Origin of the sequence: Paraburkholderia sp. MM6662-R1, from assembly GCF_050436245.1 — a bacterium.
GTDB classification, from domain to species: domain Bacteria; phylum Pseudomonadota; class Gammaproteobacteria; order Burkholderiales; family Burkholderiaceae; genus Paraburkholderia; species Paraburkholderia tuberum.
In genome coordinates this window covers 145,570-169,397 of the sequence record NZ_JBNDLV010000002.1, presented here as the reverse complement: position 1 = coordinate 169,397, position 23,828 = coordinate 145,570, and the positions used below count along the sequence as shown (strand labels likewise).

38 protein-coding genes are annotated in these 23,828 nt (G+C 58.2%); 5 read left to right on the top strand and 33 right to left on the bottom strand.

The window, feature by feature from the left end; genetic code table 11:
• Positions 1-66: 66 nt before the first annotated feature.
• The 4 genes from OKW39_RS21920 (at position 67) to OKW39_RS21905 (ending at position 2,768) form a co-directional block, all read left to right on the top strand.
• Positions 67-1,149 carry an MBL fold metallo-hydrolase gene (locus tag OKW39_RS21920; protein ID WP_429563632.1) on the top strand — a complete coding sequence of 361 codons (1,083 nt, stop codon included), beginning with the start codon at positions 67-69 and terminating at the stop codon, positions 1,147-1,149.
• Positions 1,150-1,469: 320 nt separating this feature from the next.
• Positions 1,470-1,877, top strand: a complete 408-nt coding sequence (locus OKW39_RS21915; protein WP_429563631.1) for a hypothetical protein — start codon at positions 1,470-1,472, stop codon at positions 1,875-1,877.
• A gap of 53 nt (positions 1,878-1,930) precedes the next feature.
• On the top strand, positions 1,931-2,602 hold the full coding sequence (locus OKW39_RS21910) for a hypothetical protein (RefSeq protein ID WP_429563630.1): 672 nt from the start codon (positions 1,931-1,933) through the stop codon (positions 2,600-2,602).
• Complete coding sequence (locus tag OKW39_RS21905; protein WP_429563629.1) at positions 2,583-2,768, top strand: hypothetical protein; 186 nt, start codon at positions 2,583-2,585, stop codon at positions 2,766-2,768. Before OKW39_RS21910 ends, OKW39_RS21905 begins: the two co-directional genes overlap by 20 nt.
• 176 nt (positions 2,769-2,944) lie before the next feature.
• Here OKW39_RS21905 and OKW39_RS21900 read toward each other — a convergent pair whose 3' ends face one another.
• From OKW39_RS21900 to OKW39_RS21855, 10 genes are all read right to left on the bottom strand, one after another.
• The gene (locus OKW39_RS21900) at positions 2,945-3,262 is read right to left on the bottom strand and encodes a hypothetical protein (protein WP_429563628.1); all 318 of its coding nucleotides are present in this window, start codon (positions 3,260-3,262) and stop codon (positions 2,945-2,947) included.
• A 115-nt stretch (positions 3,263-3,377) separates the two neighbouring features.
• Positions 3,378-4,448, bottom strand: coding sequence for a hypothetical protein (locus OKW39_RS21895; protein WP_429563627.1), 1,071 nt, complete (start codon positions 4,446-4,448; stop codon positions 3,378-3,380).
• 20 nt (positions 4,449-4,468) lie between these two features.
• A complete protein-coding gene (locus OKW39_RS21890) occupies positions 4,469-4,843 on the bottom strand; it encodes a hypothetical protein (RefSeq protein ID WP_429563626.1) in 375 nt (124 codons plus the stop codon).
• A gap of 42 nt (positions 4,844-4,885) precedes the next feature.
• Entirely contained in the window at positions 4,886-5,137 is a 252-nt protein-coding gene (locus OKW39_RS21885) for a hypothetical protein (protein ID WP_429563625.1), read from the bottom strand.
• Positions 5,138-5,149: 12 nt separating this feature from the next.
• A complete protein-coding gene (locus OKW39_RS21880; protein ID WP_429563624.1) occupies positions 5,150-5,680 on the bottom strand; it encodes a hypothetical protein in 531 nt (176 codons plus the stop codon).
• 185 nt (positions 5,681-5,865) lie between these two features.
• Positions 5,866-6,102: a hypothetical protein gene (locus OKW39_RS21875; RefSeq protein ID WP_429563623.1), complete on the bottom strand. Its 237-nt coding sequence runs from the start codon at positions 6,100-6,102 to the stop codon at positions 5,866-5,868.
• 55 nt (positions 6,103-6,157) lie between these two features.
• The gene (locus OKW39_RS21870) at positions 6,158-6,778 is read right to left on the bottom strand and encodes a DUF6988 family protein (protein ID WP_429563622.1); all 621 of its coding nucleotides are present in this window, start codon (positions 6,776-6,778) and stop codon (positions 6,158-6,160) included.
• Between the two features lie 35 nt (positions 6,779-6,813).
• The gene (locus OKW39_RS21865; RefSeq protein ID WP_429563621.1) at positions 6,814-7,029 is read right to left on the bottom strand and encodes a hypothetical protein; all 216 of its coding nucleotides are present in this window, start codon (positions 7,027-7,029) and stop codon (positions 6,814-6,816) included.
• 653 nt (positions 7,030-7,682) lie between these two features.
• The gene (locus OKW39_RS21860) at positions 7,683-8,369 is read right to left on the bottom strand and encodes a hypothetical protein (RefSeq protein ID WP_429563620.1); all 687 of its coding nucleotides are present in this window, start codon (positions 8,367-8,369) and stop codon (positions 7,683-7,685) included.
• 139 nt (positions 8,370-8,508) lie between these two features.
• The gene (locus OKW39_RS21855; protein ID WP_429563619.1) at positions 8,509-8,796 is read right to left on the bottom strand and encodes a hypothetical protein; all 288 of its coding nucleotides are present in this window, start codon (positions 8,794-8,796) and stop codon (positions 8,509-8,511) included.
• 101 nt (positions 8,797-8,897) lie between these two features.
• Here OKW39_RS21855 and OKW39_RS21850 point away from each other — a divergent pair, with 101 nt between their 5' ends.
• Positions 8,898-9,161 carry a hypothetical protein gene (locus tag OKW39_RS21850; RefSeq protein ID WP_429563618.1) on the top strand — a complete coding sequence of 88 codons (264 nt, stop codon included), beginning with the start codon at positions 8,898-8,900 and terminating at the stop codon, positions 9,159-9,161.
• Between the two features lie 398 nt (positions 9,162-9,559).
• Here OKW39_RS21850 and OKW39_RS21845 read toward each other — a convergent pair whose 3' ends face one another.
• The 23 genes from OKW39_RS21845 to OKW39_RS21735 form a co-directional block, all read right to left on the bottom strand.
• Positions 9,560-10,069, bottom strand: coding sequence for a hypothetical protein (locus OKW39_RS21845; RefSeq protein ID WP_429563617.1), 510 nt, complete (start codon positions 10,067-10,069; stop codon positions 9,560-9,562).
• Between the two features lie 27 nt (positions 10,070-10,096).
• Entirely contained in the window at positions 10,097-10,987 is an 891-nt protein-coding gene (locus OKW39_RS21840; protein ID WP_429563616.1) for a S1 family peptidase, read from the bottom strand.
• A gap of 13 nt (positions 10,988-11,000) precedes the next feature.
• Complete coding sequence (locus OKW39_RS21835) at positions 11,001-11,276, bottom strand: hypothetical protein (protein ID WP_429563615.1); 276 nt, start codon at positions 11,274-11,276, stop codon at positions 11,001-11,003.
• A gap of 10 nt (positions 11,277-11,286) precedes the next feature.
• Positions 11,287-12,246, bottom strand: coding sequence for an IS5 family transposase (locus OKW39_RS21830; RefSeq protein WP_429290972.1), 960 nt, complete (start codon positions 12,244-12,246; stop codon positions 11,287-11,289).
• 370 nt (positions 12,247-12,616) lie between these two features.
• The gene (locus OKW39_RS21825) at positions 12,617-15,142 is read right to left on the bottom strand and encodes an AAA family ATPase (RefSeq protein WP_429563614.1); all 2,526 of its coding nucleotides are present in this window, start codon (positions 15,140-15,142) and stop codon (positions 12,617-12,619) included.
• A 208-nt stretch (positions 15,143-15,350) separates the two neighbouring features.
• Positions 15,351-15,578 (bottom strand): hypothetical protein, encoded by a 228-nt coding sequence (locus tag OKW39_RS21820; RefSeq protein ID WP_429563730.1) that lies wholly within the window; start codon positions 15,576-15,578, stop codon positions 15,351-15,353.
• 16 nt (positions 15,579-15,594) lie between these two features.
• Positions 15,595-15,849: a hypothetical protein gene (locus OKW39_RS21815; protein ID WP_429563613.1), complete on the bottom strand. Its 255-nt coding sequence runs from the start codon at positions 15,847-15,849 to the stop codon at positions 15,595-15,597.
• An 18-nt stretch (positions 15,850-15,867) separates the two neighbouring features.
• Positions 15,868-16,044, bottom strand: a complete 177-nt coding sequence (locus OKW39_RS21810; protein WP_429563612.1) for a hypothetical protein — start codon at positions 16,042-16,044, stop codon at positions 15,868-15,870.
• 51 nt (positions 16,045-16,095) lie between these two features.
• Complete coding sequence (locus OKW39_RS21805) at positions 16,096-16,371, bottom strand: hypothetical protein (protein WP_429563611.1); 276 nt, start codon at positions 16,369-16,371, stop codon at positions 16,096-16,098.
• 155 nt (positions 16,372-16,526) lie between these two features.
• Positions 16,527-16,868 (bottom strand): hypothetical protein, encoded by a 342-nt coding sequence (locus OKW39_RS21800; protein WP_429563610.1) that lies wholly within the window; start codon positions 16,866-16,868, stop codon positions 16,527-16,529.
• 61 nt (positions 16,869-16,929) lie between these two features.
• On the bottom strand, positions 16,930-17,163 hold the full coding sequence (locus OKW39_RS21795; protein WP_429563609.1) for a hypothetical protein: 234 nt from the start codon (positions 17,161-17,163) through the stop codon (positions 16,930-16,932).
• Between the two features lie 9 nt (positions 17,164-17,172).
• Positions 17,173-17,400: a hypothetical protein gene (locus OKW39_RS21790; protein WP_429563729.1), complete on the bottom strand. Its 228-nt coding sequence runs from the start codon at positions 17,398-17,400 to the stop codon at positions 17,173-17,175.
• A gap of 436 nt (positions 17,401-17,836) precedes the next feature.
• Positions 17,837-18,034 carry a hypothetical protein gene (locus OKW39_RS21785; RefSeq protein WP_429563608.1) on the bottom strand — a complete coding sequence of 66 codons (198 nt, stop codon included), beginning with the start codon at positions 18,032-18,034 and terminating at the stop codon, positions 17,837-17,839.
• A gap of 21 nt (positions 18,035-18,055) precedes the next feature.
• The gene (locus OKW39_RS21780) at positions 18,056-18,553 is read right to left on the bottom strand and encodes a hypothetical protein (RefSeq protein ID WP_429563607.1); all 498 of its coding nucleotides are present in this window, start codon (positions 18,551-18,553) and stop codon (positions 18,056-18,058) included.
• Positions 18,546-18,806, bottom strand: coding sequence for a hypothetical protein (locus tag OKW39_RS21775; protein ID WP_429563606.1), 261 nt, complete (start codon positions 18,804-18,806; stop codon positions 18,546-18,548). The genes OKW39_RS21780 and OKW39_RS21775 overlap by 8 nt, the downstream gene beginning before the upstream one ends.
• A 27-nt stretch (positions 18,807-18,833) precedes the next feature.
• Positions 18,834-19,241: a hypothetical protein gene (locus tag OKW39_RS21770; RefSeq protein WP_429563605.1), complete on the bottom strand. Its 408-nt coding sequence runs from the start codon at positions 19,239-19,241 to the stop codon at positions 18,834-18,836.
• Between the two features lie 381 nt (positions 19,242-19,622).
• Positions 19,623-19,943 carry a hypothetical protein gene (locus OKW39_RS21765; protein WP_429563604.1) on the bottom strand — a complete coding sequence of 107 codons (321 nt, stop codon included), beginning with the start codon at positions 19,941-19,943 and terminating at the stop codon, positions 19,623-19,625.
• A gap of 70 nt (positions 19,944-20,013) precedes the next feature.
• Positions 20,014-20,433, bottom strand: coding sequence for a hypothetical protein (locus tag OKW39_RS21760; RefSeq protein WP_429563603.1), 420 nt, complete (start codon positions 20,431-20,433; stop codon positions 20,014-20,016).
• A 107-nt stretch (positions 20,434-20,540) separates the two neighbouring features.
• Positions 20,541-20,759 (bottom strand): hypothetical protein, encoded by a 219-nt coding sequence (locus tag OKW39_RS21755; RefSeq protein WP_429563602.1) that lies wholly within the window; start codon positions 20,757-20,759, stop codon positions 20,541-20,543.
• Between the two features lie 22 nt (positions 20,760-20,781).
• Complete coding sequence (locus tag OKW39_RS21750; protein WP_429563601.1) at positions 20,782-21,534, bottom strand: hypothetical protein; 753 nt, start codon at positions 21,532-21,534, stop codon at positions 20,782-20,784.
• Positions 21,535-21,557: 23 nt separating this feature from the next.
• Complete coding sequence (locus OKW39_RS21745; RefSeq protein ID WP_429563600.1) at positions 21,558-21,833, bottom strand: hypothetical protein; 276 nt, start codon at positions 21,831-21,833, stop codon at positions 21,558-21,560.
• Between the two features lie 22 nt (positions 21,834-21,855).
• Positions 21,856-22,239: a Rap1a/Tai family immunity protein gene (locus OKW39_RS21740; RefSeq protein WP_429563599.1), complete on the bottom strand. Its 384-nt coding sequence runs from the start codon at positions 22,237-22,239 to the stop codon at positions 21,856-21,858.
• A 419-nt stretch (positions 22,240-22,658) separates the two neighbouring features.
• Positions 22,659-23,828: an IS91 family transposase gene (locus OKW39_RS21735; RefSeq protein ID WP_429563598.1), complete on the bottom strand. Its 1,170-nt coding sequence runs from the start codon at positions 23,826-23,828 to the stop codon at positions 22,659-22,661.

Here is a 23,828-nt window from a genome sequence, read left to right as displayed (position 1 = left end):
CGCAGCAATGGGGAGCAAAATGTTGAACCCGAATACGTTAGGCTCGACGGAAGGATCTGGTCACCTATGAGCGACGAAACTCTCATCACCCCTCCTGAGGGCAAGCCGATGCTCGATTACCCTTGTGGAGAAGCGCCGGCACCGGCCATGGCCAAAGAGATCGCGCCGGGAGTACTGTGGTTGCGCATGCCAATGCCGCTCGTGCTCAATCACATCAATCTGTGGGCGTTACGCGACGGCGACGGATGGGCTGGGGTGGACGCCGGCCTGCAGACCAGCGACACCGCTGCAGCCTGGCGCAGCTTATTTGCCAAGGACGGCGCTCTGGCTCAGAGCCGACTGACACGCCTCTTTGTGACGCACATGCATCCAGATCATACCGGCATGGCAGGCTGGCTCACGCGCAAGTTTGCTTGCAGTCTTTGGATGACGAGGCTGGAATATTTGATGTGCCGGGTTCTGGCCGCGGACACTGGGCGTGAAGCACCGGAGGACGGCGTGCGCTTCTACCAGCGAGCGGGCTGGGACGAGGACGCAATCGAGTCCTATCGTGCCCGCTTCGGCGGCTTTGGAAAGTTTGTTCATGCGCTACCTGATAGCTACCGCCGGCTGCAAGATGGCGAGTTGCTTGACATCGGGGCGCATCGTTGGCGAGTGGTGACTGGAAACGGGCACTCGCCGGAACACGCCTGCTTCTACTGCGCCGAGTTGAAGCTATTAATCTCGGGGGACCAGGTTTTGCCGCGGATCTCGTCAAACGTATCTGTTTTTCCGACCGAGCCGGACGCCGATCCTATGGCGGATTGGTTAGCGTCGCTTGAAAAGCTCAGGCAGATCATTCCAGATGATGTGCTCGTCCTACCGGCACACAATGAGCCTTTCCGAGGACTTCACGCCCGCCTGGAATACTTGACCCACAGTCAGCATGCAGCGCTGGATCGGCTAAGGGATGCGCTGACACAGCCGAAGCGCGCGGTCGATGTGTTCGCAGAGCTTTTCTCCCGCCCGATAGGATCTGAGCCAGACTTGCTCGGCATGGCCACTGGTGAAAGCATCGCGCACCTGAACTACCTCCTGCATCGCGGCGAAGCGGACATGGAACTCGGTTCGGATGGCTGCTCTTGGTACCGGCTGAAATCGTCGGCGTGATTATCGCTCGCCCAAGCTGCTGGACGAAATCATGTAAACGAATGCTGTTCTAACAATTTTAAAGGATTCCTCGTTTAATTTGACATAATTAAGATTATCAATCGGACCCTACTTTTTCGCGGATCAGCGCCTCTTTGTCGCTAAGAAATCCAACGCCAAAGGGTCGGATAGTTGTGGCTATCCGACCCTTCGTTTCAGGACATTCCGACTCGGTACCTGCCTACTTCAAAAAAGTTGTCTCCCAGCTCTACATCTAGCGCCGTTTATGACGATAACTCTCGGTGCAGTCATGGGACTGCCGCCACATACGGAGAAAGGAAATGGTGAAGCGAGCAATCTGGGGAGCACTGGTTATGACGGGGCTGGTGGTCACTGCGGCTCATGCGGCCCCTGTCTCGTGCGCGATCGCGGGTCAGTACGACGGAAAATATGACGGCGCCGACGATCACGGCTATGTTCAGGTGGCGGTCGCCGCCGATGGCACGCTGACGGGGCAGGCCCAATCACAGATCACCGGTGGCACGTTCGCCATTGGTGGGGTGGTCAACGGTGACGGTACTTTGTCGACGAGTGGCGCAGTCGCGACCGGTGCCCAGTTTGGCGGGCGATTTTTCGGCGACAAGGCCGGCGGCATGTGGAACAAGGTTGTCGTTGCCAACGGAAGCCAACACCTCATAGGCGGCATCTGGGGCGTACAGAAGGCGGCTGCGGCCGAAGGATGTCAGTGAGCTGACCTCGCGGTAGCCGCGGCGCGTCGACTGTACGTTTTGCGAGTTCGGAGATGCGGCATCTGTCAGGTAGCTCATCTTCCATCCCGATGCGTGCATCGCCAAGCCGGGGCTTGCCTTTTGCCGCAGACCTTTACAATGGAACCGCCCATGAAAAAACGGAGTCGTATTTGCACGGCTATATAACACCAGCGTTGCTACAGCAACTTTTTCCCGACGTCCCGTATGACGAGGATGCCATCCAGCTGACGGCAACTGAGCAGCTTGAGCCGGGAATCGAGGTTATCGGAATGGTATTTGCCGGATATTGCTATCTGGTGTTTTTCGTTGATGTGCTGATTGCGTCTGGCGGTGACGCTCTGGACGTCCAGACCTATGCGGACGCTTGGAACAACGGATTTGTCCCCAATCCAGCTTCGCGACTTGTGAAGTTCATGCGGTCCGAAGCGGAGCCCGGCAACATGTTTGAACCTGAATCGTGGCCGTTGCGCGACCCGAGGCAGATCTGGCAGTTTCTCGAAGTGCTTGCGGCCGCGATGGTCCAGCATGCTGGCGATGAGGGGCAGGTGCAACAGTACTTCTATCTGCCTGAAAACGAAGGACTGGCGACCCTGTATGATAGGATGTCAAGGAGTTTCATCCGAGGCCGATTCGGCGTGACCTTTGAATGCGTGACCCGGCCCGACCCCGATTCAGGAGGCTTTTATGGCTACCAACGTCAGTAGAAAGCGTTACCCGCTTGTCGTAGCGCTGCAAAAGCAGGGCGCGGTACGTCTGTTCGAACGCGTTGACGCCGCGGTGACAGAGGGGAAGACGCGCAAGCCGGCAACGGTGACCTATCGAGGAAAACTGCGTGTGGGCGTCAAGCGAGGCGTGAAGGCAGCCTCGTGAAGTTGCCCTTTGTAACCGGGCCCGTTCAAGGAAAGCCGCTCGCAATGAGCGGCTTTTTTTATGTGACGTTCAATTCGGCCGTTGTTGGGGATGAACAAGGTAAGCACTTATCCTCTGCAGCGCATAAGACCGGACCTTGTTCATACCCGTATTCGACTCGCTTCATGGCAGTTTTCCTATCTGACCGGGACGAGCACCAGGACGCCTGCCCCTTCCTGCCGGACCTGAGCGGGGCCATATTCGGTGACACGGCCGTTTTGCAACACGACCGTGTAGTCCGCGCGGTTCCATGACCACCCGCTAATCAGGCGGTCGGTGTAACGCAGTGCCTCATACTGGCCACTGCGTTGATATCCGTCGGCGTTTCCGAGGACTGCCTCGACTTCACTTTTCGTCATGCCCTCGTGGATGTCGCTCATCTTTTGCCCCGTCACGCAGCCACTGATCAGGGCACTCATCGCTAGCAACAGTGACGCGAGTATCGGGCTTTTCATTTTTCTGGTCCCGTTTTCCGAGTCGTTAGAGGGGCTGAAACTGGCACTCTGTGTCGAGCACCACCCGCCCATCGTCCAGATGCCTGCATCTGAAAATTCAACATCTGCGGCACTCTCACGCGCTGTGCGTCCGCCGCCTCTGCACACGCTCCAGGGGGCCGAATTTCCGGTGGACCGCGAAGGGATCCACCACCTGGCGCGGCAGCTTCCAGATACTTAGCATGGACGCGAGCATCGGGCCGATTCCGGCGCCAGCCGCCATGCTTGCGGCGATACGGAAGCTGTCCCACGTGGACGGCACGGCGCCTATCAACACCACCGCAGCGATGCTGCAGACCATCATCCCGACCACGAAACGCCACTGCACCGTGATTCCGTCGATGCCAAACAGGCTGCTGGAAATCACTTCATTCTGGTAGGCGTGCTTCTCGAGTACCAACTGAAGATTGAGCGCCGGCATGAAGGACGAAACCTGGTCAGGCGAGCGCTCCCGCAGCGCGGCCCTGGTGACCTGGATCGACGGAAAGGCGGTTGGCCAGTCGGATGTTTCGCGTACACCGTAGGCCCGCAGTATCGGCAGCGCCCAGGCAGGATGCATCAGGGGCTCAAGCCATGTCCCATCGAGCACCGCCCACCAGGACGGCCGCTCGAGCGGACCAAGCCTATAGAGCGTCAGCCGTTCGGGCGCAACGTAGCCGCATGGAAACACGCGCGCCGGAATCCAATCGACCTTCATGTCCCGCAGGAAGCCCACGCGGTTCTTGCCTTCGTCGGCGAGAAAGAGGCCCAGCGGCTTGATCCAGAAGTACTCGGCACGCTCCCGTGCGCGCGGCGTCGCGCGTTCCGGCGACTGGAAAAACGCGAGGAGGTCTTCACGCTCGTTCTCCGAAACTGATCCTGTGTGCCACCGCCAACTGGCTCCGATGGTCTGCGCCGTCGGCACGAGTGCACTGAATGCCTCGCCGTCGTGCTCGATGCCCGCGAACGGAAGGATGGCGCGAAAGATCTCGCCTCCGTGCCGCGGCCCCCTCGGGCCGTCATGAAAGGCGCCGGTCAGACGTTGCCCGGCCCGTTCGTGCGCGAGTGCGTCGACCAGGTATTTCGCATCAACCAGCGTGCGGATCTCGCCACGCAATGTTTCCCCAATGCCATCGTCGATGCGCCCGAGCGCGATCGTTGCTCTCATGTTCTTTTCCCCGCTTTCCCTTACGTCCTTGCGTTAAACCACGCACTCGCGCGCGCATAATCGCGCTCAACGCGGCTGAATTCGCTGGAAACGCGCTCCGCAGCCTCAGAAAATGGAGCGCTAACGTCAGGCTTAAGCCGCGCGGCGCAAGCCAGCTCGGAGAGGGTGTCTTGCAGCGCCCTCAGCAACGCCCACGATGACTCCAGACGCCATTTGACCGTCTCGATGTCGCCCCACTCTCGCAAGGTCGCGACATTGCGAATTTGCGCCGCCGCATGCTCTGCACGAGCAACTGCCTCCCGGCAAAACCACCGGATATAAGGTTTGTCGCCTGACGCGTTACCGTTGCACCCAGCCGCGATTCCGGCGTCGAATACGAAATCCCCGTGGTCCATTTACTTGTCCTCGTGCCGGCCGCGCCGGCGTTTTCCGTTGTGTTAAGCGTTGCGTTTGACTGCTTCGATTCGTTGCCACGTATGGTCGCCAGTCAGCCGCTTGCGGAACGGTTGCTCAGGCTCAGCCAAAGCAATCGCCTCGTCCGACTCGTTCATGCCGCCTTCCCATTGCATCATCATGTACGGCGTTGTCCCGAGCAAATCTGCCGCCGCTTTCTTGCTGCGCGCCGCGACCGTGAGGACGTGTAACCCGTGCAACTCCACCGCGTACGCCCTCAATCTCGGCATGCCCATCTGTTTTCCGTGTCATACGATTTTGATCGTCCCTCGCTCCACCAGGCCGTCGAAGTCCTCCGCCGTGAAACCGACGTTCGACTTGGTAAAGTCGGAGATGTAGAAGCCGACATCGATTCGAAGGCGGTCGCGGAACTTCTTCTGCTCATCGGTAGCAGCCGTGCGCACCTGACGCAACAGATCCCGAATGCGCGCCGCGTCGGCTTGCGAAAAAGTGCTCTTTCCCTTCATGCCGGCTCCATGCTTTTCCCAGCGCAGTGAACCGCGCCGTGCAGCACATTCATCCTCGTACTGAATGATCCAAATTTTCACGTCTTGCCAGCGATCACAATTCTTGCGATACGTGAGGAAGTATGGGCGGTGCCGCCAAAGCCATGAATAGAACTTTAACTCAGCCCCTGTAGCCGTCTTGTCGCCGTTCCAGTTTGCCCAAGCTCGTTTAATCTCTATTTTCGCGGCCCGTTTTAATATCCGCTTCTTCGGCTTTGTTTCGTAGCAGTCGTTCCATGCCATCAGCGGATCGTCAAAATCGCTGTCGATCATGTGCCCCGGACTGGGAATTTCAACGTATGGGTGACCAGACGGGATTTGATGGACTGCGGCGCACCACGAACAATATCGCTTTCCGTCAGCGGCAACGACCGATTCCGCCCCTTCCGGCCGGGGTCCATCGAGACGTCCACAAGAAGCACAGTGCAACGTGACCGTCATGGCCGTATTTTCCGTGGTTACGCCAGCTCGATCTGCGAATTCGGTTCGATCGAATCCGGGAATGAGCCGATCTCAGGGTAATCGCGAAGATCGACGGTGATGGTTCCGCCGGTGCGCTTGTCGGCACCGGCGAACACGAGCGAATCGCCCGCGTGATCGGCTTGATAGACGCCCGCGACAATGTTGAGCCGCGAACCGTCTTCGGCCTTCCCGGAGAAGGGGCCGCGTCGCACACGCACATTGATGATCGCCATGATTTACTCCTTGCTCGGTTTTTCTATCACCGCTACGCCTACACCAACTCCGGCATCAAGTGCGGTCATACAAGGCCGCATAGATCTCTTGGTGCCGTTCATTCAATCGCTGTGCTAACTGTCCGTCATCAGCCACCTTGGCAATGCCAAGGGCGCCGAGATATGAAAGCACCGCCATTGAATCGATCAACTGGCTCACATGCCCGTCTGTGAAGCTCTGCCGGATCTCGTCCTTAACAGCACGCGCCTTGACCTGCACTGCCCCTCCGTGTGTAAAGGCACACATGGAGCGCCACGCTTGATCCTTGACACGACGGATGATTTCACCTGGTTGGCCCAGTGCTCCCTCAAGGTCGTTCGCGAGATCGTGCATCTTAGGTGGCTCGCCACCCTGAACAAACTTCTCGAGCTCTGCGTCGGTCGCGCAGTCGTAGTACCAGTTTGCCCGTACGTACGCTTCAAACTGCGGCCGGTACAATGCGAATGCTGAACCCCGGACGTCGTTATCTACCAAAACATGTCCGGCTTGATGGTGCTCAATGCAGAGATGATGAAGCGCGACGGCCACGCGCGCGCGCAGCGTCGTGTTGAACACAACGCCGTCGACGAGGTCGGCGCACGCAACCATCCAAGTATGGGAACGCTGAACTGCGATTGTCAGTTTGTTGTCGGGCATCGCTCGCTCCATAGCGTCTTCCCCGTTTTGCGTTGTCAGCTTCGACGCCGCGACGGCAGGTACTTGCGCTCGATTGCGCGCTCCAAAAGGACTCCGCCGACGACCACTGGAATAGCGGCCGACACGCCGATCCACCACGACAAGCCCACGTCTCGGCACGCCCACAAAATCGCTAAAGCAGCAAAGCACCCGGCCAGCGGCAGCAGCAATGTCCATCCGGGCAGTTGGCCCGCGTCTTGATCTTGGCTCATATTTTCCGTTGAATCAAGCGGCCTGCGTTGCCGCCAAACCGATCCCATCGCTCTAACGTGCCGGTCTCCGACACAAGTCCAATGCCGCGACAAATACCGCGTTACTCCAATAGAAATTCACAGCTGGGTCGCGAGTCAACGCCGCATGGGTAAGCGCTTCGCCGTTCAAATCAGTAAGGGAGAAACCGTCGCCACACTTCACACTCGACCCGTTTGGGCCCGGCAGGTACACGCTGCTTCGGTCGCCATGAACATCGGCTTGAGATGTGAGGACATCGCTGACTGCTACGGCTTCTGCCAGAAACGGAATGCACGACGAACTATCGAAGTTGCGGCAAACGAGTTGCGCCTCGCTGAGCGTGGCGAGATGACCGTTCCATTGCGCCGATGCGGGCGCAGCAAGCACGCCCTGACACCCGATCACAAGCACGCCTGTACGCCACGATAGTCTCATCACCCGCTCCGTTTTCCGATCAATTGTGTTGCTTCGTCACATGGTCAGCCGCGCGGGACCGCCTGTCGAGAAACCGATGCGATTGCAATGATGCGAGCAATGAGCGCCACTGCCCTGAACCCCATGCGCCACCCCATTGAAGCCCCTGCCGATCGATCACTCTGCCTAAACGGCTGCTGTTCCTAGCGTGGCCAATGCTTCAGTCTGAAGCCTCATCGTCAGGCTCTGTCCATAGCTCCTTTGCCGAGACGGTGACACCGTTCGGGTCGCACATCCGTTTGAACCAGTCCTGCAAGGCGAATTCTATAATCAGATTCAGGTGATGCATGCAACGCATCGGTTCCCGGAAATGCTCCGGTTCTCTGTCGAAATCGGTCGGCCCGATAACCATCTGGACATTTGGTCCATCGCCGCTTCGGAAGGCTTCCTGGATATGGCGATGTGAAAAATGAATGTAGCCTGAACTGGCTTTGTATACGTCCTTCATCCAAGGGTTGCGCCTTGCGAGTCGCTCGACAAGATAGCGGTCGCGCATCTGTTCGCCTTCATCGCTCTTCATCTTGTCGATTTGCTTCCCCTGTAAAACGTCCCGACAGAACTGCTGATGGTCGCTGACGAAGAAACCGGCGTAGAAACGAATGGCGGTATCGAGTTGCATCCGGACCATCGGCATGGCGCAAAGTGAGTTGCGTTGTTCGACCATCGCACGAAAACCGGATGACAGAGCCAAGGCGCGCCGACCAACGCCCATTCCGTAAAGGCTTGCGTAGGTTAGGGTGGTGTTGGATGGGAGTGCGAAAATGTCAGTAAGCTTTCGCTCGGAAGCCAGGAGCGCATCACGGACAGTTTCGTAAGATGCGTCTTCATAGAACGGGTTTTCCTGCACGATTTTCGCCTTATTCCTTCAACGGTGTGGGCGGCGGCGACGCCATCAGCATCGGCCCACCGTTTCCTTGTTTCGCGGCCGCGAAAATCACAGCGCGTTTTCCTGCTCTTTTTGGCACGCTACTGGTCACAGCCAACTTTCACCGGCTGATTGGCTTTAGACTGTTGCTATGGAGGTTCCCATAGACTTTCTCGATCGCTTGTTGACGCGTCAGCGGGTCCTGATGCGCCCTCGAGTCCGCGGAACTGTTCACTTGTTCGATTGGCTTCAGGCTGTTGCTTTGGAGATTGCCATAAACCTTCTCGGCCGCCTGTTGATGCATCGATGATCCTAGGTGAGCGGAAGCGGACGAGTTTGCTGTAACCGTCTCCGCGTGAGCGGCGATAGCGGCAAGTGCAGACAACACGACAAATACGATCTCTTTCATTTCTAGCCCTTCGGTGTAGCTGCTACTGAGTCGGACGACTCACGGTTGCCGCCGCTAGCGGCAAAGGTCGGGCGTCCGGCGTTTTCCTATCGGTGGTGATCGTGGCGGTTATGCTGTGCCTGATAAGCCGCGGCTGCGTCATCGTTGCGTCGCCGTTCGTCGTCGTAGGCGCGCTGTCGCGCGTCCTCTTTGCGTCTTTGCTTCGGGCTGCGTCGGTCGAAAGTCAGGAGCCAGAAGGCGAGCGCGATTCCGCCGAAGACCAAACACTTTTCAAGGAAGTCCCGCATCGTGCGTTTTCCTACCTGTCCGTGGGGTACACGAGCCTCACCATTGGTCTGCGGCCGGCAACGTGCATCCGAATGTAAATTTTTCTGCCTTTCAGGGATTTCGGGCTCGAACCGAAATAGTCTTGGTCGCAAAAGCACAACGTGTAAGTTGAGTATGGTTCAATTCTTGTGTCCCTCACGTCGAAATCTGGCGACCGCAACTCGGTGAACTTTCTGACCGGCCAACACCCGGTGCCATATAACAATTCCCAATAGGAAAGTATGAAAGCGCGGCCAGAGAGGTTTCGAATTGAAATACTGTTGCCGATGCTCTCATCGGTCGTAAAGTTATAGCCGATCTCGATTCGATGCCGGTCTCTCCAGATCTCCCATAGCTTGATGCCAGCAAGCAAAGTTGAAAGGACTGCGCCCCAAGCACCGAGGATCACCGATAACTTTTCGCCCTGCATTCGCTTTTCCTTGGTGTTGCTTGTCGTTCACTTGTAGTCGCCGAAGCGCACCGTGAACGAGTGATAGCCGACGATCGGGGCGACCGCTTGGTGTAGTCGGACTGCAAGCGCCTCGACGATTGCCCACGAGGGAAACTGTTTGTACCCCGTCCGGATATATCTCAGTTCGTGCCCTCGATTGAGTTCGACTAACATCCCCAACGCCCGTGTATCCCTCTCATCCTCCGCGAAGTGATCTAGGAGGCGGAGTTCCTTCGCTTTGCGATAGCACGCGTGCAGATCATGCCCGTACCGTCTCGAAAGGTCTCGAACGCCAATGCCCCTATGCCGAAGATAGGCTTTTAGTGTCAGCTCGATACCATGCGCCGCAAGAAAATATGCTGGTATGGGCGATACAAACTCAAATCCCGGTCTCTTGCCGTGGTGCGTGTCGACAAGTCGCGCCGCGTCGATGTATTCGTAGGCGTAGCGTGCCAAACCGGTTGCCGTCGTGCGCTCATCGTCGTCCGACCGCGCCGCTTCCTTTGTAGAGGTCATACACACGTTTTCCGCTGTCTTCAATCTTCATTGGTCGGTCGCCCGATCGTCGACCGAGCGACCGCTTTCGTGTCCTTCGCATATGACAAGTCCGGAAATCGCTTTCGCATGGCTCATAATGAAACCCGGATCTTGTCTTTGCCAGTGACTCCATGCGCTAAGTCGGAGCTTCCGTTCATTCGCGAATGAAACGATGGCGTTGCTATCGTACAGATAAATCCATCTGTCGCCGTATCCGATGCTTCGCAGCTTTTCCGGATCGGCGACCATAGTTTTAGATCCGGCGAATAGGATGCCGACAACAAGGCCAGCATAGTCGAGCACCGCAGACCCCGACGCACCGGGATATGCATCCATCCTCATCCGCTGCAGGTACGGGGGCTCGTTTGGCTTCAACCAAGGCTCGATCTGTCCCCACGTCGCGGTGATCTTAAACTCTCGTTCGAGTGGCGACGAAAATCCTGCTGAGAAAATGTCTTCGATTCCGTCCGGGATCAAGGTGTGCCCGTCCCCCGTGACTCTGATCGCGCCGAAGACGTCTGTGTGATACTTTGTGGAGAGCGCTGCCAAGTCGTACCGATCACTTTTTGCAATAACGTTCGCAGGAAGAAGCCTGCCGTTCTCTATCCTGACCTTTATCGTTTTCGGATCGCAGTTGTCTATGACATGGCGGTTGGTGAACATGTCTCCGGAATCGTTGTAAAAAAAAGCGGTCCCGAAAACAACGACCAAGCGACTCTGCTGGTCCTGCTGAGCGCTCGCAGTTTTGATACGTTCAGTGGATGAATCGAACTGCGGCAGTGTCTGTTGGCCTGCAAGCGTCAAGGACGAGACGACAAGGACTGTGCTCGATAGGAGCACCTTCGTTACCGACTTTCGCATTGTGCCTTGATCTGCTATTCGATACACCCGCATCATGTCCCCGGCTCTCCTATTCTGTCGCCCGATTAGCTTCGCCATACAACTCGCGGAGAATCATCCGAGCAACGCCTTCGGCGGCAGGACCGCCGTGAGCGAGCTTTGGCGCACCTCCGTTCATCCTCACTGTCATCCAGCCGTCGTTGTCGAGGCTATACGAACCTGTTACATCAACGTCGTTGATTGTGGTGGCAATGTCGATCCAACATCTCGTGTGAACGAACAATAGACTTTGACACAACGTACCGGCCTTGTTGCATAAATAGCGTAAGAACGAAATGACTTCCATGTCTTCGATCTCAGGCAATGCGGACGGACTGCGGGCGCGCGAGTGCCGTCATGCGGTTGAGCACGCCCGCACGAATCGATACTTCGGTCGCCTGCGATCCAGTTTCACGAGCCCACAGGCAGGCACCCGTGAGTACCTTGAGCCGGTACATCAAGGTCTCGGCAAGCGAGCGTCGGTGGTAGCCAGTCGCCAGTTTCCATTCGCGCCTACTGCTTCTCCCGATAGCGTCGATAGCTGCATTGCGCCAGGCGGCGCCGGGCGTGCTATCTGGCCAGGGCTTCGCTCCCTCGCGCGGCGGAATCGATGGGGTCGCGCTACGCGCGGCAATCTGCGCGTGGCACGGCCTGGTGTCGTAGGCACCATCGCCGCCGATGGTATCGATCACCACATCAGCCGGAATCTGGTCGAGCAGATCCGGCAACACTTCGCCATCACCTTCGTCCTGATGGGTCATCAGCGCAGCACAGATCTGGCCGGTGTTCGTGTCCATCGCAAGATGGACCTTTCGCCATGTCCGGCGTTTCGAATAGCCGTGCTTGCGCACTTTCCACTCACCCTCGCCGTACACCTTCAGGCCAGTACTGTCGATCACCAGGTGCAAGGGTTCATCGGGGCGCTGCGTTGGCAGTACGACCTTCAGGGTCTGTGCGCGACGGCTCAGGGTCGTGTAGTTCGGCACCGGCAAGCCCGGGTAGGCGAGTTTGTGCAGACTGAGCGCGAAGCCTTGCAGAGCGCGCAGCGGCAGATGAAAAACCTGTTTGAGCCCGAGAAGCATCTGGATCACTGCATCGCTGTAGACACGCGGCCGACCGCACCTGGCCGGGCCAGCCCCGGAAACCTGAACCAGTACGCTTTCGTCGATCCACATGGTCACGTCACCTCTCGCGATCAAACCGGCGTTGTATTCCCGCCAGTTCCTGACGCGGTACACCCCTTTGGGCTCACTTGCTTTGCGTTCGTCCTTGCGCATCTTCTCGGGGAAAAAATCGAGAATCTACGCAGTTCGATGCGAAGTTAACATCCTGGATAACCCGATCGTTGCGCGTAAACGTCAAGCCCTCGCGAAGCGCCTCGGGTTTTGCAACAACGCCCAACGTACCCAATGAAATCCGATGTCTAGCGAGGCACGCGATTGCGCCCCAACGAAATAGAGTTTGACACAAACACTACGAAACTTGATCGAATCAGAGATCTTGCAACAACAAAGTTCGACACAAATTTTCGGGCCGTCCCTCTTCGGTCATACCGGCTGGTAAAGCCGGACGTCTACTGTTTGGCCAAACTCGTCGGTAACCAATTTTGACGGCACAACCCATACGATTTGCCGACAACTCCAGCATCTACTTGCGAGCGACAATGGCCGCTTCGATGGAGTTGATTTCGTCATAGCGCGAATGGAACGTCGCCTTGTCCGTATTGACATAGGCGTTCCTCGGGTCGTGATGTTCGCTGACGCTCAGCTTCGCATACAGGTCGCGCAACGCTACCGCCTCGGCGGGCAACAGTGGCACGAGCTTCGTGTAATCGTCGAAATTAGAGACCGGCTGGCTCTTCTGCTTGTATTGATGCCGCTGCTTTGCGAAGACGTGGGTATTGACAATGGCCTCGATGAGAATACGCATGTTACCCGCCATTCCTTCCTTCTCGAATCGTGAGGGCTCACCGACCTTGGACAAGATGGCTTCGATTTCCGTCTTGAGTACCGTTACGTCCTCGCTGTATTCGTCAACCGTAGCGCAGTTTTCAAGAACCTGAACTGACATGTCGTTGCTCAGCTTGGCTGTGTTCAGCATGGTCTGCAGATGGACGAAGAATTCCCAGTTGTGCGTTAGCACAACAATCTGCCGCTCTGGATGCGCCTTGGCGAAATCGCGAAGGCGCACGCAGTAGTTCCCGATGAAGTTGTAGTCGAAACTCGATGCCGGATCGTCGAACACGATGACCGACTGCGGGCAAGTCTCCAGTTCCGCGAAGAACAGTGCCAGCGCATGGACACGTTGCTCGCCTTCGCTCAGGACGCCCTCTATATCTTTTCCGCCGACTTGGGGCAACACGGTTACCGACGCGTCAGCACCTCTGCGTGTGAGCGTAACGCCGAAGGTGGTCATGTCACGTTCGGTAAGGCTTTGATATTCGGCGTTCAGGCGTGCCTCGAAGTCCGCTACGACCAGATCCTCGTGAGCTTTTTTGGAGGCATTGGTGATTCGTTTGAGCAACGCCTGAAAAGTGGCCAGTTCGGTTGCGAAGAAAGCCGAACGCTCGGCGAGCCTGCGAGTGTCCTCGATGTGTGTCGAGGATTTCTGGATGGCCTCGGCGTAAGCCAGCGGCTCGATTTCTTTCTTCAGAGCGGCTAACTTGGCCAAAAGCTCATTCCGACCGCCGGCGGCAGCTTCGATTGCCTTCGTCTTGGCGTCCAGCACTTGGTTCCCGCTGGCGATAAGCGTGGCTATGTCGTCCAGCGCTATCAGTGCGGAGGGTGCTACGCCGCCAGTCATGCTGCTGCCGCCAATGATGTCGCCGCTGAGGCGGATGGCATCGGTAAGGAATTCAGGCGCAATAGTGACGTTCTTTTCCCATTCCGCAAACGCCGTTTGGCCAATCCGCTCCACCAAGCTCTCTGCTTTCGAGAGATCCGCCTTCAGCGCTGCGATATCGCGCTCGAGTTCGCCAATGACCAGATCGCTATATTGCTTGAACAAGCGGGCCTCAGCATCGCCGAGGTCGCGCCTGCACAGAGGGCACGACTCTCCCATCGCCGCGTCGAGATGACAGAGGGGGGCCGCAGCCTTGGCAAGGGCAATGACCGCATCCAGCGTGGCCCCAGCGGGGACCAAGGCGCCGGCGAGGACCCCTTGCGCCTGCTGCTTCGCCGCAACGGTCTTCGCTTTGGTCAACGGATCGAGCTGCCTGAGGGCAGTCGCGAGCGTTGTGAGCGCGGAGAGTGAATCTAAAAGAGTCGACAGTTCACGCTCCTCGGACTTCAGCAGTTTCAACCCGTCTTCAGACGTCGCCTTCTCCATTTCGGCTGCCGCTGCGCGTTTGGCCGCCAAATCATCCGCAGCCACAAATGCTTCGCCTGTCTTAATCGCCCCGCCAAGAAGGCCGAGCGTTTTCTCGTTGACGGTGGCAAGTGGACGACCCTCGAAATCCGTAAAGACGCCACGAATGGTTTCTAGGGCCTCGGCGAGGGCCTCGGAGTTGTCGCGTTGACGCTCCTGTAGTAGTTGCCGGAAGCGGCTCGTAAGAGCTGCTGTTCGTTCAAAGACGTACAACTTGAAGGGTGCCACTTCGATTACGCGGCTAGGATCGACGGCCCTCTTGATGTTCTTGGCGGCGATTGCCGTATCGAAATACTTGACCGTTGCCTGCCTCGCCCCGTACCCGACTGTTGGCAGCCACTTGATGGCGCTTGCATCGCTGCGGAACTTGAATTTGAAGGTTGAAGCATTTTTGCTATCGCTCCGGACGTTTTGGAGCGGTCGGGTCGGCGCCTCGGGGCTTGCGAGTACTCGCAGGCTTTCGCAAAGGCTAGACTTGCCGCTTCCGTTCGCTCCGAAAACGAGCGTGATACGTTTCTTGAGATCCAAACGGAGGGCGTCGCCGATCAGCTTAAAGTTCGAAAATTCGGCGAGCATTTCGAGGAAGTCTGCTGGACCGCTCGCTGAGGGATCTGTCGCCCCGCTGGGCGCCCCGACGGGATGCACGTAGCTCGCTTTCCCGATGAAAATGGCGAACAGGACATCGACGTCTTGATCAGTCAGGTCGGCGCCACCGCCCGCCGCGAGGTCGCAGATCATGTCAAACCATGCGACTTTGATTTCCTTGGCGAGGTCAGAAAGATAGCCAACAGCATCAGGATGGGGCATGTATGCGCCTGACAAGTATGATTTTGCGTCGATTATCCCACCGTCGTGACAGACGACGGCCGCGTTCGCCGTCGGATGCAAGACGCCGCCTGGTTGTGTCGAACACTATTGTCTCGTGTCAGAGTCTATTGTTTTGTGTCGGACTCTATTGTTCGTTCACAGCACTGTCTTCATTGTCGCTCTCCCAAGACGGCTTGCCGTCGTTTTCCTACAGTTCGTGACTCGCGAGCCACGTCAGCGCGCCGTTGCGTTCGCTGCCGGCGATAGTCGTCCACATGCGACCTTGCCCATCGACCGCTACGCAGCCGGGTTGCCAATGCTCGGGGTTGCGCAGTTGGTTCACCCAGCCTTGAACCTCACCTTGAAACAAAACTACGACGCCACCCTTGCCAACAAGAGCTTCCTGCTCGCGATAGCGACGCGCCTCATCGATCATTGTCACGTCAGACTTCCTATGCGTCGCGGCGCAGCGCTCGGCCGGCCTCTCGAATCCGTTTAGCCGCATCGCGCGGCGCGTCGGATACCTCTGTCCAGTCGTGATGCCACCATTCGATCACTGCGGCCGCCTCGCGCAACGAGCGTGCTGCGATTACAGCGCAGACTTCATCTGCAACCTCATCCCACCATGCCGCGCCTTCGCCGTCGCTTGTGCGCGGATCGATTGCGTTGCGATAGATCGTCTTAGCCGTGTCGAGCGTGATTTGCATCGCGTTTTCCGATGGGTCTCAATCGACCTTGATAATCTCGAGATCGTACTCAGCCATCCAGTCGGCTCCAGCGCCGCCGTCGCTTGTTACGACGCCGTTATCGAGTTGATTGCGAATCTGTTCCTCGAACTCTTCGAGGGAATCACATTCCATCGCTTCAAGGTCTGCGTCTGAAACCTCAATCCTGATAATCATTCTGCGTCCTTTTGTACATTGCGCCGCGCACGCGGCTTTTACGACTTCTCTCTACTGCCCTTCGTTGTTACGGCTACGATCAAATTCCGAGATGCCGGAGAGCAGATAGCCGACGATACCGCCGATCAACGTGCCGAGCGTCGCACCGTCAAGGATTCTTTCGAGTGCCAGAATCAATATTACTGGGATCAACATCACCACGGCGACCAACTGTATGACGCGTGCGCCAATCGCTTTGTTCGCAACGAAACGATGCCACATCACCAACGCAAATCCCAGCGGGATTGTCGCTGCGGCGATCAACTCGATATAGCCTTTAGTGTCCATAGTTCCAGTTTCCTCAACGCCAGCGCCGGCCAGCTGTTCCCCGTTTTCCTACGGAGCGATACCGTTCTCGCCGCGATCGCGCCACGCCCGTTGCGCCGGGTAGTCCGGGGCGCTTTCGGTTGATTGAGAGCGTCCAGCCGACCAGGCCGAACCACTTATGCACCGAGAAGAAATCTAAGATACTTCCGGGCCGGGCGTTGATCCTTTGCGCCTGTTTGCTCCTTGAACTCCTTTGTCAGCTTCAGCGCGTACGCCTTTCCAAGACCGCTCTTGATGTAATCGCGACGCATAGCCGCTCGCGCTGGCAAATTCCTAATCACATCCCAGACTGCATTGTCTACGGCGACCTTGAACACTTCGACCGCGCGATCTGTGTTGAACCGCTCGGTAGCGAGCTGCCGCTGCAAGAATTCGACGGCACGATCGATTTTCTGCTTGCCATCGATCGCCGCGAGCGCGCCGTCGATCAACATTGTTAGCGCTTCTTCGTTCGTCACAGTGCATCCTCAGGCTGGCAACCGGCCGATGCGGGGCGCGCCGCTCGCGCCGGGTGTTTTCCTATAGTTCGTCACTGGCGAGCCACATCAGCGCGCCGTCACGCTCATTGCCTGCGATGGTCGTCCACATGTGGCCGTCCTCATCGACCGCGATGCACCCCGGTTGCCAGTGCTCGGGATTGCGGAGCTTGTTCACCCAACTCTGCACCTGGCCGTCGAAGAGCACGACGACACCACCGCGACCGACGTATCCATTTTCCTGCCGCCAACAGTATGCTGTGTGGAAGGGCGTCATGATGTTTTCCTACAGTTCGTGATTCGCGAGCCACATCAGCGCGCCGTCGCGCTCGCTACCCGCGATAGTCGTCCACATGCGACCTTGCTCATCGACCGCGATGCAGCCGGGTTGCCAATGCTCAGGGTTGCGCAGTTGGTTCACCCAGCCTTGAACGTCACCTTGGAAAAACACCACGACGCCGCCTTTGCCAACAAGCGCTTCCTGCTCGCGATAGCGACGCGCCTCATCGATCATTGTCACAGTCGTTTTCCTGTTAAGAGCGCGGGTCGACGTGCCCGAGGCAGAGTGGTACGTCTCCTGTGTGCACAAGCACAACGCAATTGCCAGACGTCACCCTGCGGTTCATTTCGCTCGGGTAAGTCGAAACAAGGTGTTGCTCAATTTCATCGATACGTTCGATGATATCCCTGTCTAGAACACCGATATAGAGACGCGCTCCGTGCCGCAAGCACCCCTCTATCCAGTGGCGGTAGCCATTCGCGTATCGCCCTGTCGCTGTTAGGCCGTTCCGTGTCCGCTTGTGACCGCCGAAGAAGCTGTTGTGCGCCTTACCCCAGTAGAAAGGCTTACCATCCACTCGTGAAGGTAAATTACTCCGGAGTAGTCTCTGGCGTCGTTATACGACGCGCAATGCCGCCACTTGATCTCCATGTGCCAATTTCCGTCCCGCTCATAGAACGCGCTGCCATTCCTTATCGATCCCATCGAAGCGCCAGATCGACGCACCGCCAATCTTGCCGGCGGCCGCGATCGCCTCAGCCTCCGCATCGTCGGCAGATGGGAAGTTGTCGAAAATCGACCCATTTTCGTGCCGGACTTGATAGTCTCCCTCTTCTGGCACCACCGACGTTTTGATTTGCTGGTTCATAGTTTTCCGATAGTTTTCGATTCAGCGTTCGCCAACAAGGGGCCGCACTACGGCTCGAAGTCCGTCGGACCAACGCTCCTTGTTCAAGAAGCCGTTTGCACCGGCTGCTCCCAACTGCATGCCGCGCTCGAATTCCGATTTTTGCTCGCCATTCACGAAGAACAGTTCGATCATCTGGCGTGCCTTTTCGTTGGGGACAGCCATGTTCACTGCTGTAATCGCCGCATTTACCGAAGCGAGGCCGCCGCGCTCCAACCCCACGTGCTGACAAACAACGTCTGCAAAGCCGTAGATGTACCCGCACAGCGGCGCCCCTTGGTTTGGCGTGAAAGGCGCGTCTTCCAAGCGCATCGCCATTGTGTGCGAACCAATCACGGTGCCGACACTCTTGCCATGTTCGATTCCAACGGATACGACTTTCACCTGCTGGATGGCAAATTTCCTCTCACCAAGGAACTTCACGAGACGTTTCAGCATGAGGTACACCCTTGAGGGGTGGCAGTTTTCCGGGTCATTCATGACCGCGTGACTTCACGCGGTCGATTACGTCGAGCGCCTGCCCCCACGCCGTCTGCGTGTCCGATTGTATTCGCAGTGCCGCGTCGTTCCAACCAGGCCAGCGCATAAGATCGACAGCGCCGTTCCTGCGAGGCTGCGCACCGGACCATTCGGTTAGCGCCCTGCGCTCGTCCGCGTTCAGCTTCTCCAGCAGCGATCCGGAATCGCCCGACTGACCGCCTATCATGATCTGATGCACGACTCGTTTGGTCACGATTCAGTTTTCCGACAGGTTCGAGCTTTATGCGACTTGAGGTGCGCGCAGGGCTTCATCGTCGCGCGCGTCATCGTTCAAGCCCAAGTTTCCTGGACCAATCTCAACCACGCGCTCAAATGCGCGGAATACCGCGTCGCCCCACTCAGTATCGCGCCCCAACTGGTCTTCAGGCACGCCAGACAGTTTTTGATCCAGTGCTTGGATAGCCGCCGTCCAGGTCGACGCGGTGACGACAGGCAACCAAGCGCCAGCGTCACCGAAATATTCGCCGATCGATACGCTCTCGGCGTCGCCGCCTTCCGTGGTATCTCGAATCACGTCGAGGTGTGCGGAAACAGGCCCGATCAACGCCCAAACACCGCGACCATAGCGGTCGTACCAGCACTGCAAGGCATAGCCATGCTTCGTAATCAGCAAATCAATTGGCGTCATGAGGGGATTTCCCTGTTTTCCTTGTCGTCAGCGATCATTGCGTCTTGAGTAAATCACGAAACGTCGGTGCGCTGTGGCCGCACTTGCAAGCGCCGCCGCTCCAAGAGTCGATACCCCCTTCCGCCAGCCGCATGCTCCACAAATAGGATGCAGCGCCAACTGCTTGTCGGTGAGGCCCGCTGTCAGATCGAGCGCGGGTGTGTTCGTCGTGCTGTCCATTGTTTTCCGAATTATCGGATTGAAGGTCGTGGGCCGCAGTTGCATCATGATCCTTTCGGCCGGCGCATTCCCCTGCTGCCTGCTACCCGTTGCCGTTCGCTGCATCGTTGGCATACGATGAACGGCAGCGGGATTTTTCCCGTTTTCCGTTGAGTTTGGCCGTCAATTGACCGTGGCCGCATGGCGTCCATTTCCACGATTCGCGATAACCATGAGCGCGGTGGCAGCGATGACGGCGAGCACGCCGAACTTCTCGAACAGATCGAGCGGCATCGCCCACGCGTCGAAATGGTAAGACGCTTCCCATCGGGTGAAAATGCTCGCGCTCAGTTCGACATATCCGACCAACGCCGAGAGCCAGCCAGCGATGCCCGCGATCCGACGTACACCGCTATTCGGTACGACACGCTCGTAGACAGCGAACCATCCCCAAAGGAATACGAGATCGCAGGCCAAGCTCAAAAGTGTGCGGTGTTCTAGCATGCCGTTTTCCGTTTCAATTCAGGCGTTGGAGTGGCCGTTTCGAGTCGGCCAACTCCTAGCTATATCGCGCCTAAGGAACCAGAATAAGCTGGTCACGGTTAAAGTGACATTCCGCCGGTTCTTGCGTGCCGTCCTGCGACAAAGCACCGTGCATGGTCACACCTTTGTCGTTCGTGATCGCGACGTAGTGTCGGGTGACGTCTTGCTTCCGAAAGATTCCTGGGGCATCAAACGTCAAAACGTTATCTGTTCCCAAAATGACGCGTGACAAAGCATTTGTGACTAACTCCCCGCTGTCTGGATCATGGGCGCCCAACGTTCCCGTGGATGGTCCTTTCGGTAGCACGTAATCCACCGTCAAAACAACACCATTCGCGTCAGGCTTGCCCGGACGCGTACAGGTGCCTCTCCAAACCATGTGAATAGACGCCGCATCCGCTGATGTAGAAAATAGCCAGAGGGTACAAAGAGCCAGCAAGGCGGATCTCATCGTGAACTCCTGATGCTATGGTAGATATGGATGTCGATGTTGACAACATCACCGGGGATGCCCTCGTATGCGGTTATTTCAAGAGTAGCCGTGAATTTTCCGTTGCGTTAGTTAAGCTTCCGGACCCGCTGGTGGCCTGCCGCGAGGTCAGCGTATTCGTCGGCACGCAGCAGCGGATGGCCGGACGGATCGGTGCACTTGCGCAGCTCGTCGGTGAGAACATCTGCATCGGTCTTGGCGATCGCCCGCTCCTCGCGAAACTGCTTGCGCAGTTCTTCGTAGGTTTCGTCCGACTGCGCTGCAATCAAATCGGTAAGTGCGATCATGGCGTTTTCCTATTCGTGACCGTCACTGAAGGACGAACACATCTCTGCGTCTTATCTCACCCGTGTCGAGATAGTGCCGATAGTCGTCGATCCAAGCATTAACCGCGTCGCCGATGACTCGGCGCTCTGCCAGGAATCGTCTCATTTCCTCGGGGCTCGGCACTTCCCAACGTTCGAATATGCAAAGCTCTTGGAACGCGTCTGCGATCCGACGTTGCTCCGGCGATGCGGCATTAGAGTGGTCGCTGGCGCTTGTGCGACCAAGCACACAGGTGCTGATTGCTCGGTGGTAGATGAGCCCCATTCCTTTTCGCCAATCAGAGGTGATCGCGTGCAGTTCATCCTCAGTAAAGCCAACCTCACGAAGCGACGATACGATCCGGTCAAACAACTCCAAACGGCTTCGCAGACTTGCGCCGCCCATGAAGTTCCCGGACATTAGAATGGTCAGGTTCGCAGCCGCGGCGGACGCGGCGACCGCCTTGAGTTCGGCAACTGTGGCGGCAGCTTCGCGAACCTGTTCTCGCATCTTTGCCTTAAGCGGGCCCAATGAAAGTTCAGCAAGGTCCTCTGCCCTGGTCAGTAACGTAAAGGCCAGACAGCACACTGCGGTAATCCACGCGGCTTGCGTGTTCGCAGTGCTCAGCACAATCGATGGCGGCGCCAGAAGTGTGAGGACCGCCCCGATCCAGAACGGCAAAATGGGGCGGGGGGAACGGCCCGCGCCCGGACGGCGGTTATTCGTCGGCCTGCCATTATTCCCATCAGTAGCCATATTGTTTTCCAGTGTGTTCGCGCTCAACTCGGCTGTTTAAGCGTGAATCGCGCCGACGATGCGGCGGGCACGTCGCGGTCGCACTCGACGATCGCGCCTTTGAGGATCGTAACGGAGCCATCGGCGTTCGCCTTCGTGTGGCCGGCATCCACCGAGCACGTCGCCGCCCCTGCGGCCAGATCGACTGTCTTTTGATGCGTCAGCAGATACAGACACACGCCCACGACCAGCAGCGCGGCTGCGATGCCGTAAAACAGCTTTTCTGACGGCTCCAGTGCCTTCAATCGAGCGATAACCATGTCTGTGTTTTCCGTTGGTTTCTTACTGACAGGGAAACGCCCACGAGAGAGCAAGCAGCGTTTCCGTTCGCCCGCTCTCGTGAAGGTGTTCCGGGTGCTCGCGTAGCCATTTCGTCACGATTCGGGCAAGCTGGCCGCCCGAAACGCCATCGGTCGGCAAACAGACGGCGCGCTGTCCCAATACAACCGGCGGAGTTAGGGCGACCGCATCGACAAAACCGGAAAGATACCCTGTACACCACAGCCCGCTCGCCATATCCTCCTGAGAAAGCTCAGCCCCATCCAGTTGCTTCACGACCGCATTGCATGCGCGCAGAAGTTCCTCGCCTGTCGGCGAGGCGGACACCGGTTGTATCGCCGCGAACGCCAAGCATGCGGCGATACTTAAGCGATTCGGCGAGTTCATGGCCTTCGTCCTGTTTTCCTTCGAAAGAGGCCGTGCCCTCTCTGTTCGCGCCAGGCTGCTTCTGTTTAGGTTTGTAGGATGCCTGCCCTTGACCCACGGATATGAGCGCACGCCACAGGCGCATGCGGGCAGGCGTCGTACAAACCCCGAGGGAGGAAACCGCGGAGTGTTCCGGCGCGGCCGGAACCTTTAGCGCTATGGGGATTGAAGAGGTCGCGTGCGGTGTTGGACTGACGCGGCGCTGGGGCAAAGCGGGTTGATGTCGACGGGATGCACGTTGGGGAGGCTGTCCGGCGCGCGTTGGTGACGGGAGGCCGGGCGCACAGCCGCGTGGTCCGTGTAAGAGACGCAAGCGTCCGCTATCGGGTCCCGTTGCCGGAGAGCCGACGATCGCCTTGAACGTCTCGAAACACCTGTGCTCATGCTGCGGCTCGCTGTACGGGTGGTGCGCGGATCGGTGCGCTGCGCTGGAGGACCTCGATGACGATCATCGGCGCGCCGCAGTGCCGGCAGATGAAGGCAGGACGCAGAGCGGGACCGGTGTCGTCGGGTTGCGTGCTGGCTGCGGGCACGACGTGCAACAGCCCACGCACCTTCGCGAGATTCTCCCGGCGCACGGGATTGGCCAGCAGGCCATAGTGGCGGATGCGGTGGAAGCCGCCGGGCAGCACATGCAGCAGAAAGCGGCGCATGAACTCGTGAGGGCCCAGGGTCATGGTCTTGTAGCGGGTGCGCCCCTTCGCGCGATAGTCCTTCCAGCGGAAGGTGACGCCGCGCTCATCGAGCGCAACGAGCCGCTGGTTGGAGATGGCCACGCGATGCGTGTAGCGTGACAGGTAGGCGAGCACCGCCTCGGGTCCCGCGAACGGGCGCTTCGCATACACGACCCATTCACAGGCGCGTAGCGGCGCGAGCCACCGGGCGAAGACAGCGGGGTCGGCGAGCGCGGCGTACTCGCCGAAGAACCGCAACTGGCCACGACGATACACTGCTGCGAGTTCTTCCAGGAAACGGCGCCGGAACAGCCGCGAGAGCACACGCACCGGCAGGAAGAAACCGGGCCGGCAGGCGACCCATCGCTCACCGTCGGGTGACAGGCCTCCACCGGGGACGATGCCGTGGACGTGGGGATGGTGTGTGAGTGACGAGCCCCACGTATGGAGCACCAGCGTCGCGCCAATCTGCGCGCCCAGATGCTTCGGATCGGCGGCGATGGTACGCAGGGTCTCGGCGGCAACATCGAACAGCAGGCCGTAGAGTACCGCCTTGTTGTACCAGGCGATCGCGCTGATCGTGGCGGGCAGCGTGAAGACCACGTGGTAATACTCGACGGGCAGCAGGTCGGCCTGACGTGCCTCGAGCCACCGGTGTGCGGCGCTCGCCTGGCACTTTGGGCAATGCCGGTTGCGACACGAGTCATAGGAGATCTCCAGCTTTGCGCAGCCGGAACAGCGCAACACATGTCCACCCAGCGCCGCGGTGCGGCACTGTTCGATGGCCGACATGACCTTCAGCTGTCCCAGGCTCAGCCGTACAGTCTGTCGCCACGCTGGCCCGTGGACGCGGAAGATGTCCGCGACCTCGAGCAC

Excerpts from the sequence above, each read along its gene's own strand:
- OKW39_RS21920 (WP_429563632.1), top strand. The coding sequence starts at position 67 with ATGAGCGACGAAACTCTCATCACCCCTCCTGAGGGCAAGCCGATGCTC.
- OKW39_RS21915 (WP_429563631.1), top strand. The coding sequence starts at position 1,470 with ATGGTGAAGCGAGCAATCTGGGGAGCACTGGTTATGACGGGGCTGGTG.
- OKW39_RS21910 (WP_429563630.1), top strand. The coding sequence starts at position 1,931 with ATGCGGCATCTGTCAGGTAGCTCATCTTCCATCCCGATGCGTGCATCG.
- OKW39_RS21905 (WP_429563629.1), top strand. The coding sequence starts at position 2,583 with ATGGCTACCAACGTCAGTAGAAAGCGTTACCCGCTTGTCGTAGCGCTG.
- OKW39_RS21900 (WP_429563628.1), bottom strand. The coding sequence starts at position 3,262 with ATGAAAAGCCCGATACTCGCGTCACTGTTGCTAGCGATGAGTGCCCTG.
- OKW39_RS21895 (WP_429563627.1), bottom strand. The coding sequence starts at position 4,448 with ATGAGAGCAACGATCGCGCTCGGGCGCATCGACGATGGCATTGGGGAA.
- OKW39_RS21890 (WP_429563626.1), bottom strand. The coding sequence starts at position 4,843 with ATGGACCACGGGGATTTCGTATTCGACGCCGGAATCGCGGCTGGGTGC.
- OKW39_RS21885 (WP_429563625.1), bottom strand. The coding sequence starts at position 5,137 with ATGGGCATGCCGAGATTGAGGGCGTACGCGGTGGAGTTGCACGGGTTA.
- OKW39_RS21880 (WP_429563624.1), bottom strand. The coding sequence starts at position 5,680 with ATGATCGACAGCGATTTTGACGATCCGCTGATGGCATGGAACGACTGC.
- OKW39_RS21875 (WP_429563623.1), bottom strand. The coding sequence starts at position 6,102 with ATGGCGATCATCAATGTGCGTGTGCGACGCGGCCCCTTCTCCGGGAAG.
- OKW39_RS21870 (WP_429563622.1), bottom strand. The coding sequence starts at position 6,778 with ATGCCCGACAACAAACTGACAATCGCAGTTCAGCGTTCCCATACTTGG.
- OKW39_RS21865 (WP_429563621.1), bottom strand. The coding sequence starts at position 7,029 with ATGAGCCAAGATCAAGACGCGGGCCAACTGCCCGGATGGACATTGCTG.
- OKW39_RS21855 (WP_429563619.1), bottom strand. The coding sequence starts at position 8,796 with ATGAAAGAGATCGTATTTGTCGTGTTGTCTGCACTTGCCGCTATCGCC.
- OKW39_RS21845 (WP_429563617.1), bottom strand. The coding sequence starts at position 10,069 with ATGACCTCTACAAAGGAAGCGGCGCGGTCGGACGACGATGAGCGCACG.
- OKW39_RS21840 (WP_429563616.1), bottom strand. The coding sequence starts at position 10,987 with ATGATGCGGGTGTATCGAATAGCAGATCAAGGCACAATGCGAAAGTCG.
- OKW39_RS21835 (WP_429563615.1), bottom strand. The coding sequence starts at position 11,276 with ATGGAAGTCATTTCGTTCTTACGCTATTTATGCAACAAGGCCGGTACG.
- OKW39_RS21830 (WP_429290972.1), bottom strand. The coding sequence starts at position 12,246 with ATGCGCAAGGACGAACGCAAAGCAAGTGAGCCCAAAGGGGTGTACCGC.
- OKW39_RS21825 (WP_429563614.1), bottom strand. The coding sequence starts at position 15,142 with ATGCCCCATCCTGATGCTGTTGGCTATCTTTCTGACCTCGCCAAGGAA.
- OKW39_RS21820 (WP_429563730.1), bottom strand. The coding sequence starts at position 15,578 with ATGATCGATGAGGCGCGTCGCTATCGCGAGCAGGAAGCTCTTGTTGGC.
- OKW39_RS21815 (WP_429563613.1), bottom strand. The coding sequence starts at position 15,849 with ATGCAAATCACGCTCGACACGGCTAAGACGATCTATCGCAACGCAATC.
- OKW39_RS21810 (WP_429563612.1), bottom strand. The coding sequence starts at position 16,044 with ATGATTATCAGGATTGAGGTTTCAGACGCAGACCTTGAAGCGATGGAA.
- OKW39_RS21805 (WP_429563611.1), bottom strand. The coding sequence starts at position 16,371 with ATGGACACTAAAGGCTATATCGAGTTGATCGCCGCAGCGACAATCCCG.
- OKW39_RS21795 (WP_429563609.1), bottom strand. The coding sequence starts at position 17,163 with ATGACGCCCTTCCACACAGCATACTGTTGGCGGCAGGAAAATGGATAC.
- OKW39_RS21790 (WP_429563729.1), bottom strand. The coding sequence starts at position 17,400 with ATGATCGATGAGGCGCGTCGCTATCGCGAGCAGGAAGCGCTTGTTGGC.
- OKW39_RS21785 (WP_429563608.1), bottom strand. The coding sequence starts at position 18,034 with ATGAACCAGCAAATCAAAACGTCGGTGGTGCCAGAAGAGGGAGACTAT.
- OKW39_RS21780 (WP_429563607.1), bottom strand. The coding sequence starts at position 18,553 with ATGAATGACCCGGAAAACTGCCACCCCTCAAGGGTGTACCTCATGCTG.
- OKW39_RS21770 (WP_429563605.1), bottom strand. The coding sequence starts at position 19,241 with ATGACGCCAATTGATTTGCTGATTACGAAGCATGGCTATGCCTTGCAG.
- OKW39_RS21765 (WP_429563604.1), bottom strand. The coding sequence starts at position 19,943 with ATGCTAGAACACCGCACACTTTTGAGCTTGGCCTGCGATCTCGTATTC.
- OKW39_RS21760 (WP_429563603.1), bottom strand. The coding sequence starts at position 20,433 with ATGAGATCCGCCTTGCTGGCTCTTTGTACCCTCTGGCTATTTTCTACA.
- OKW39_RS21755 (WP_429563602.1), bottom strand. The coding sequence starts at position 20,759 with ATGATCGCACTTACCGATTTGATTGCAGCGCAGTCGGACGAAACCTAC.
- OKW39_RS21750 (WP_429563601.1), bottom strand. The coding sequence starts at position 21,534 with ATGGCTACTGATGGGAATAATGGCAGGCCGACGAATAACCGCCGTCCG.
- OKW39_RS21745 (WP_429563600.1), bottom strand. The coding sequence starts at position 21,833 with ATGGTTATCGCTCGATTGAAGGCACTGGAGCCGTCAGAAAAGCTGTTT.
- OKW39_RS21740 (WP_429563599.1), bottom strand. The coding sequence starts at position 22,239 with ATGAACTCGCCGAATCGCTTAAGTATCGCCGCATGCTTGGCGTTCGCG.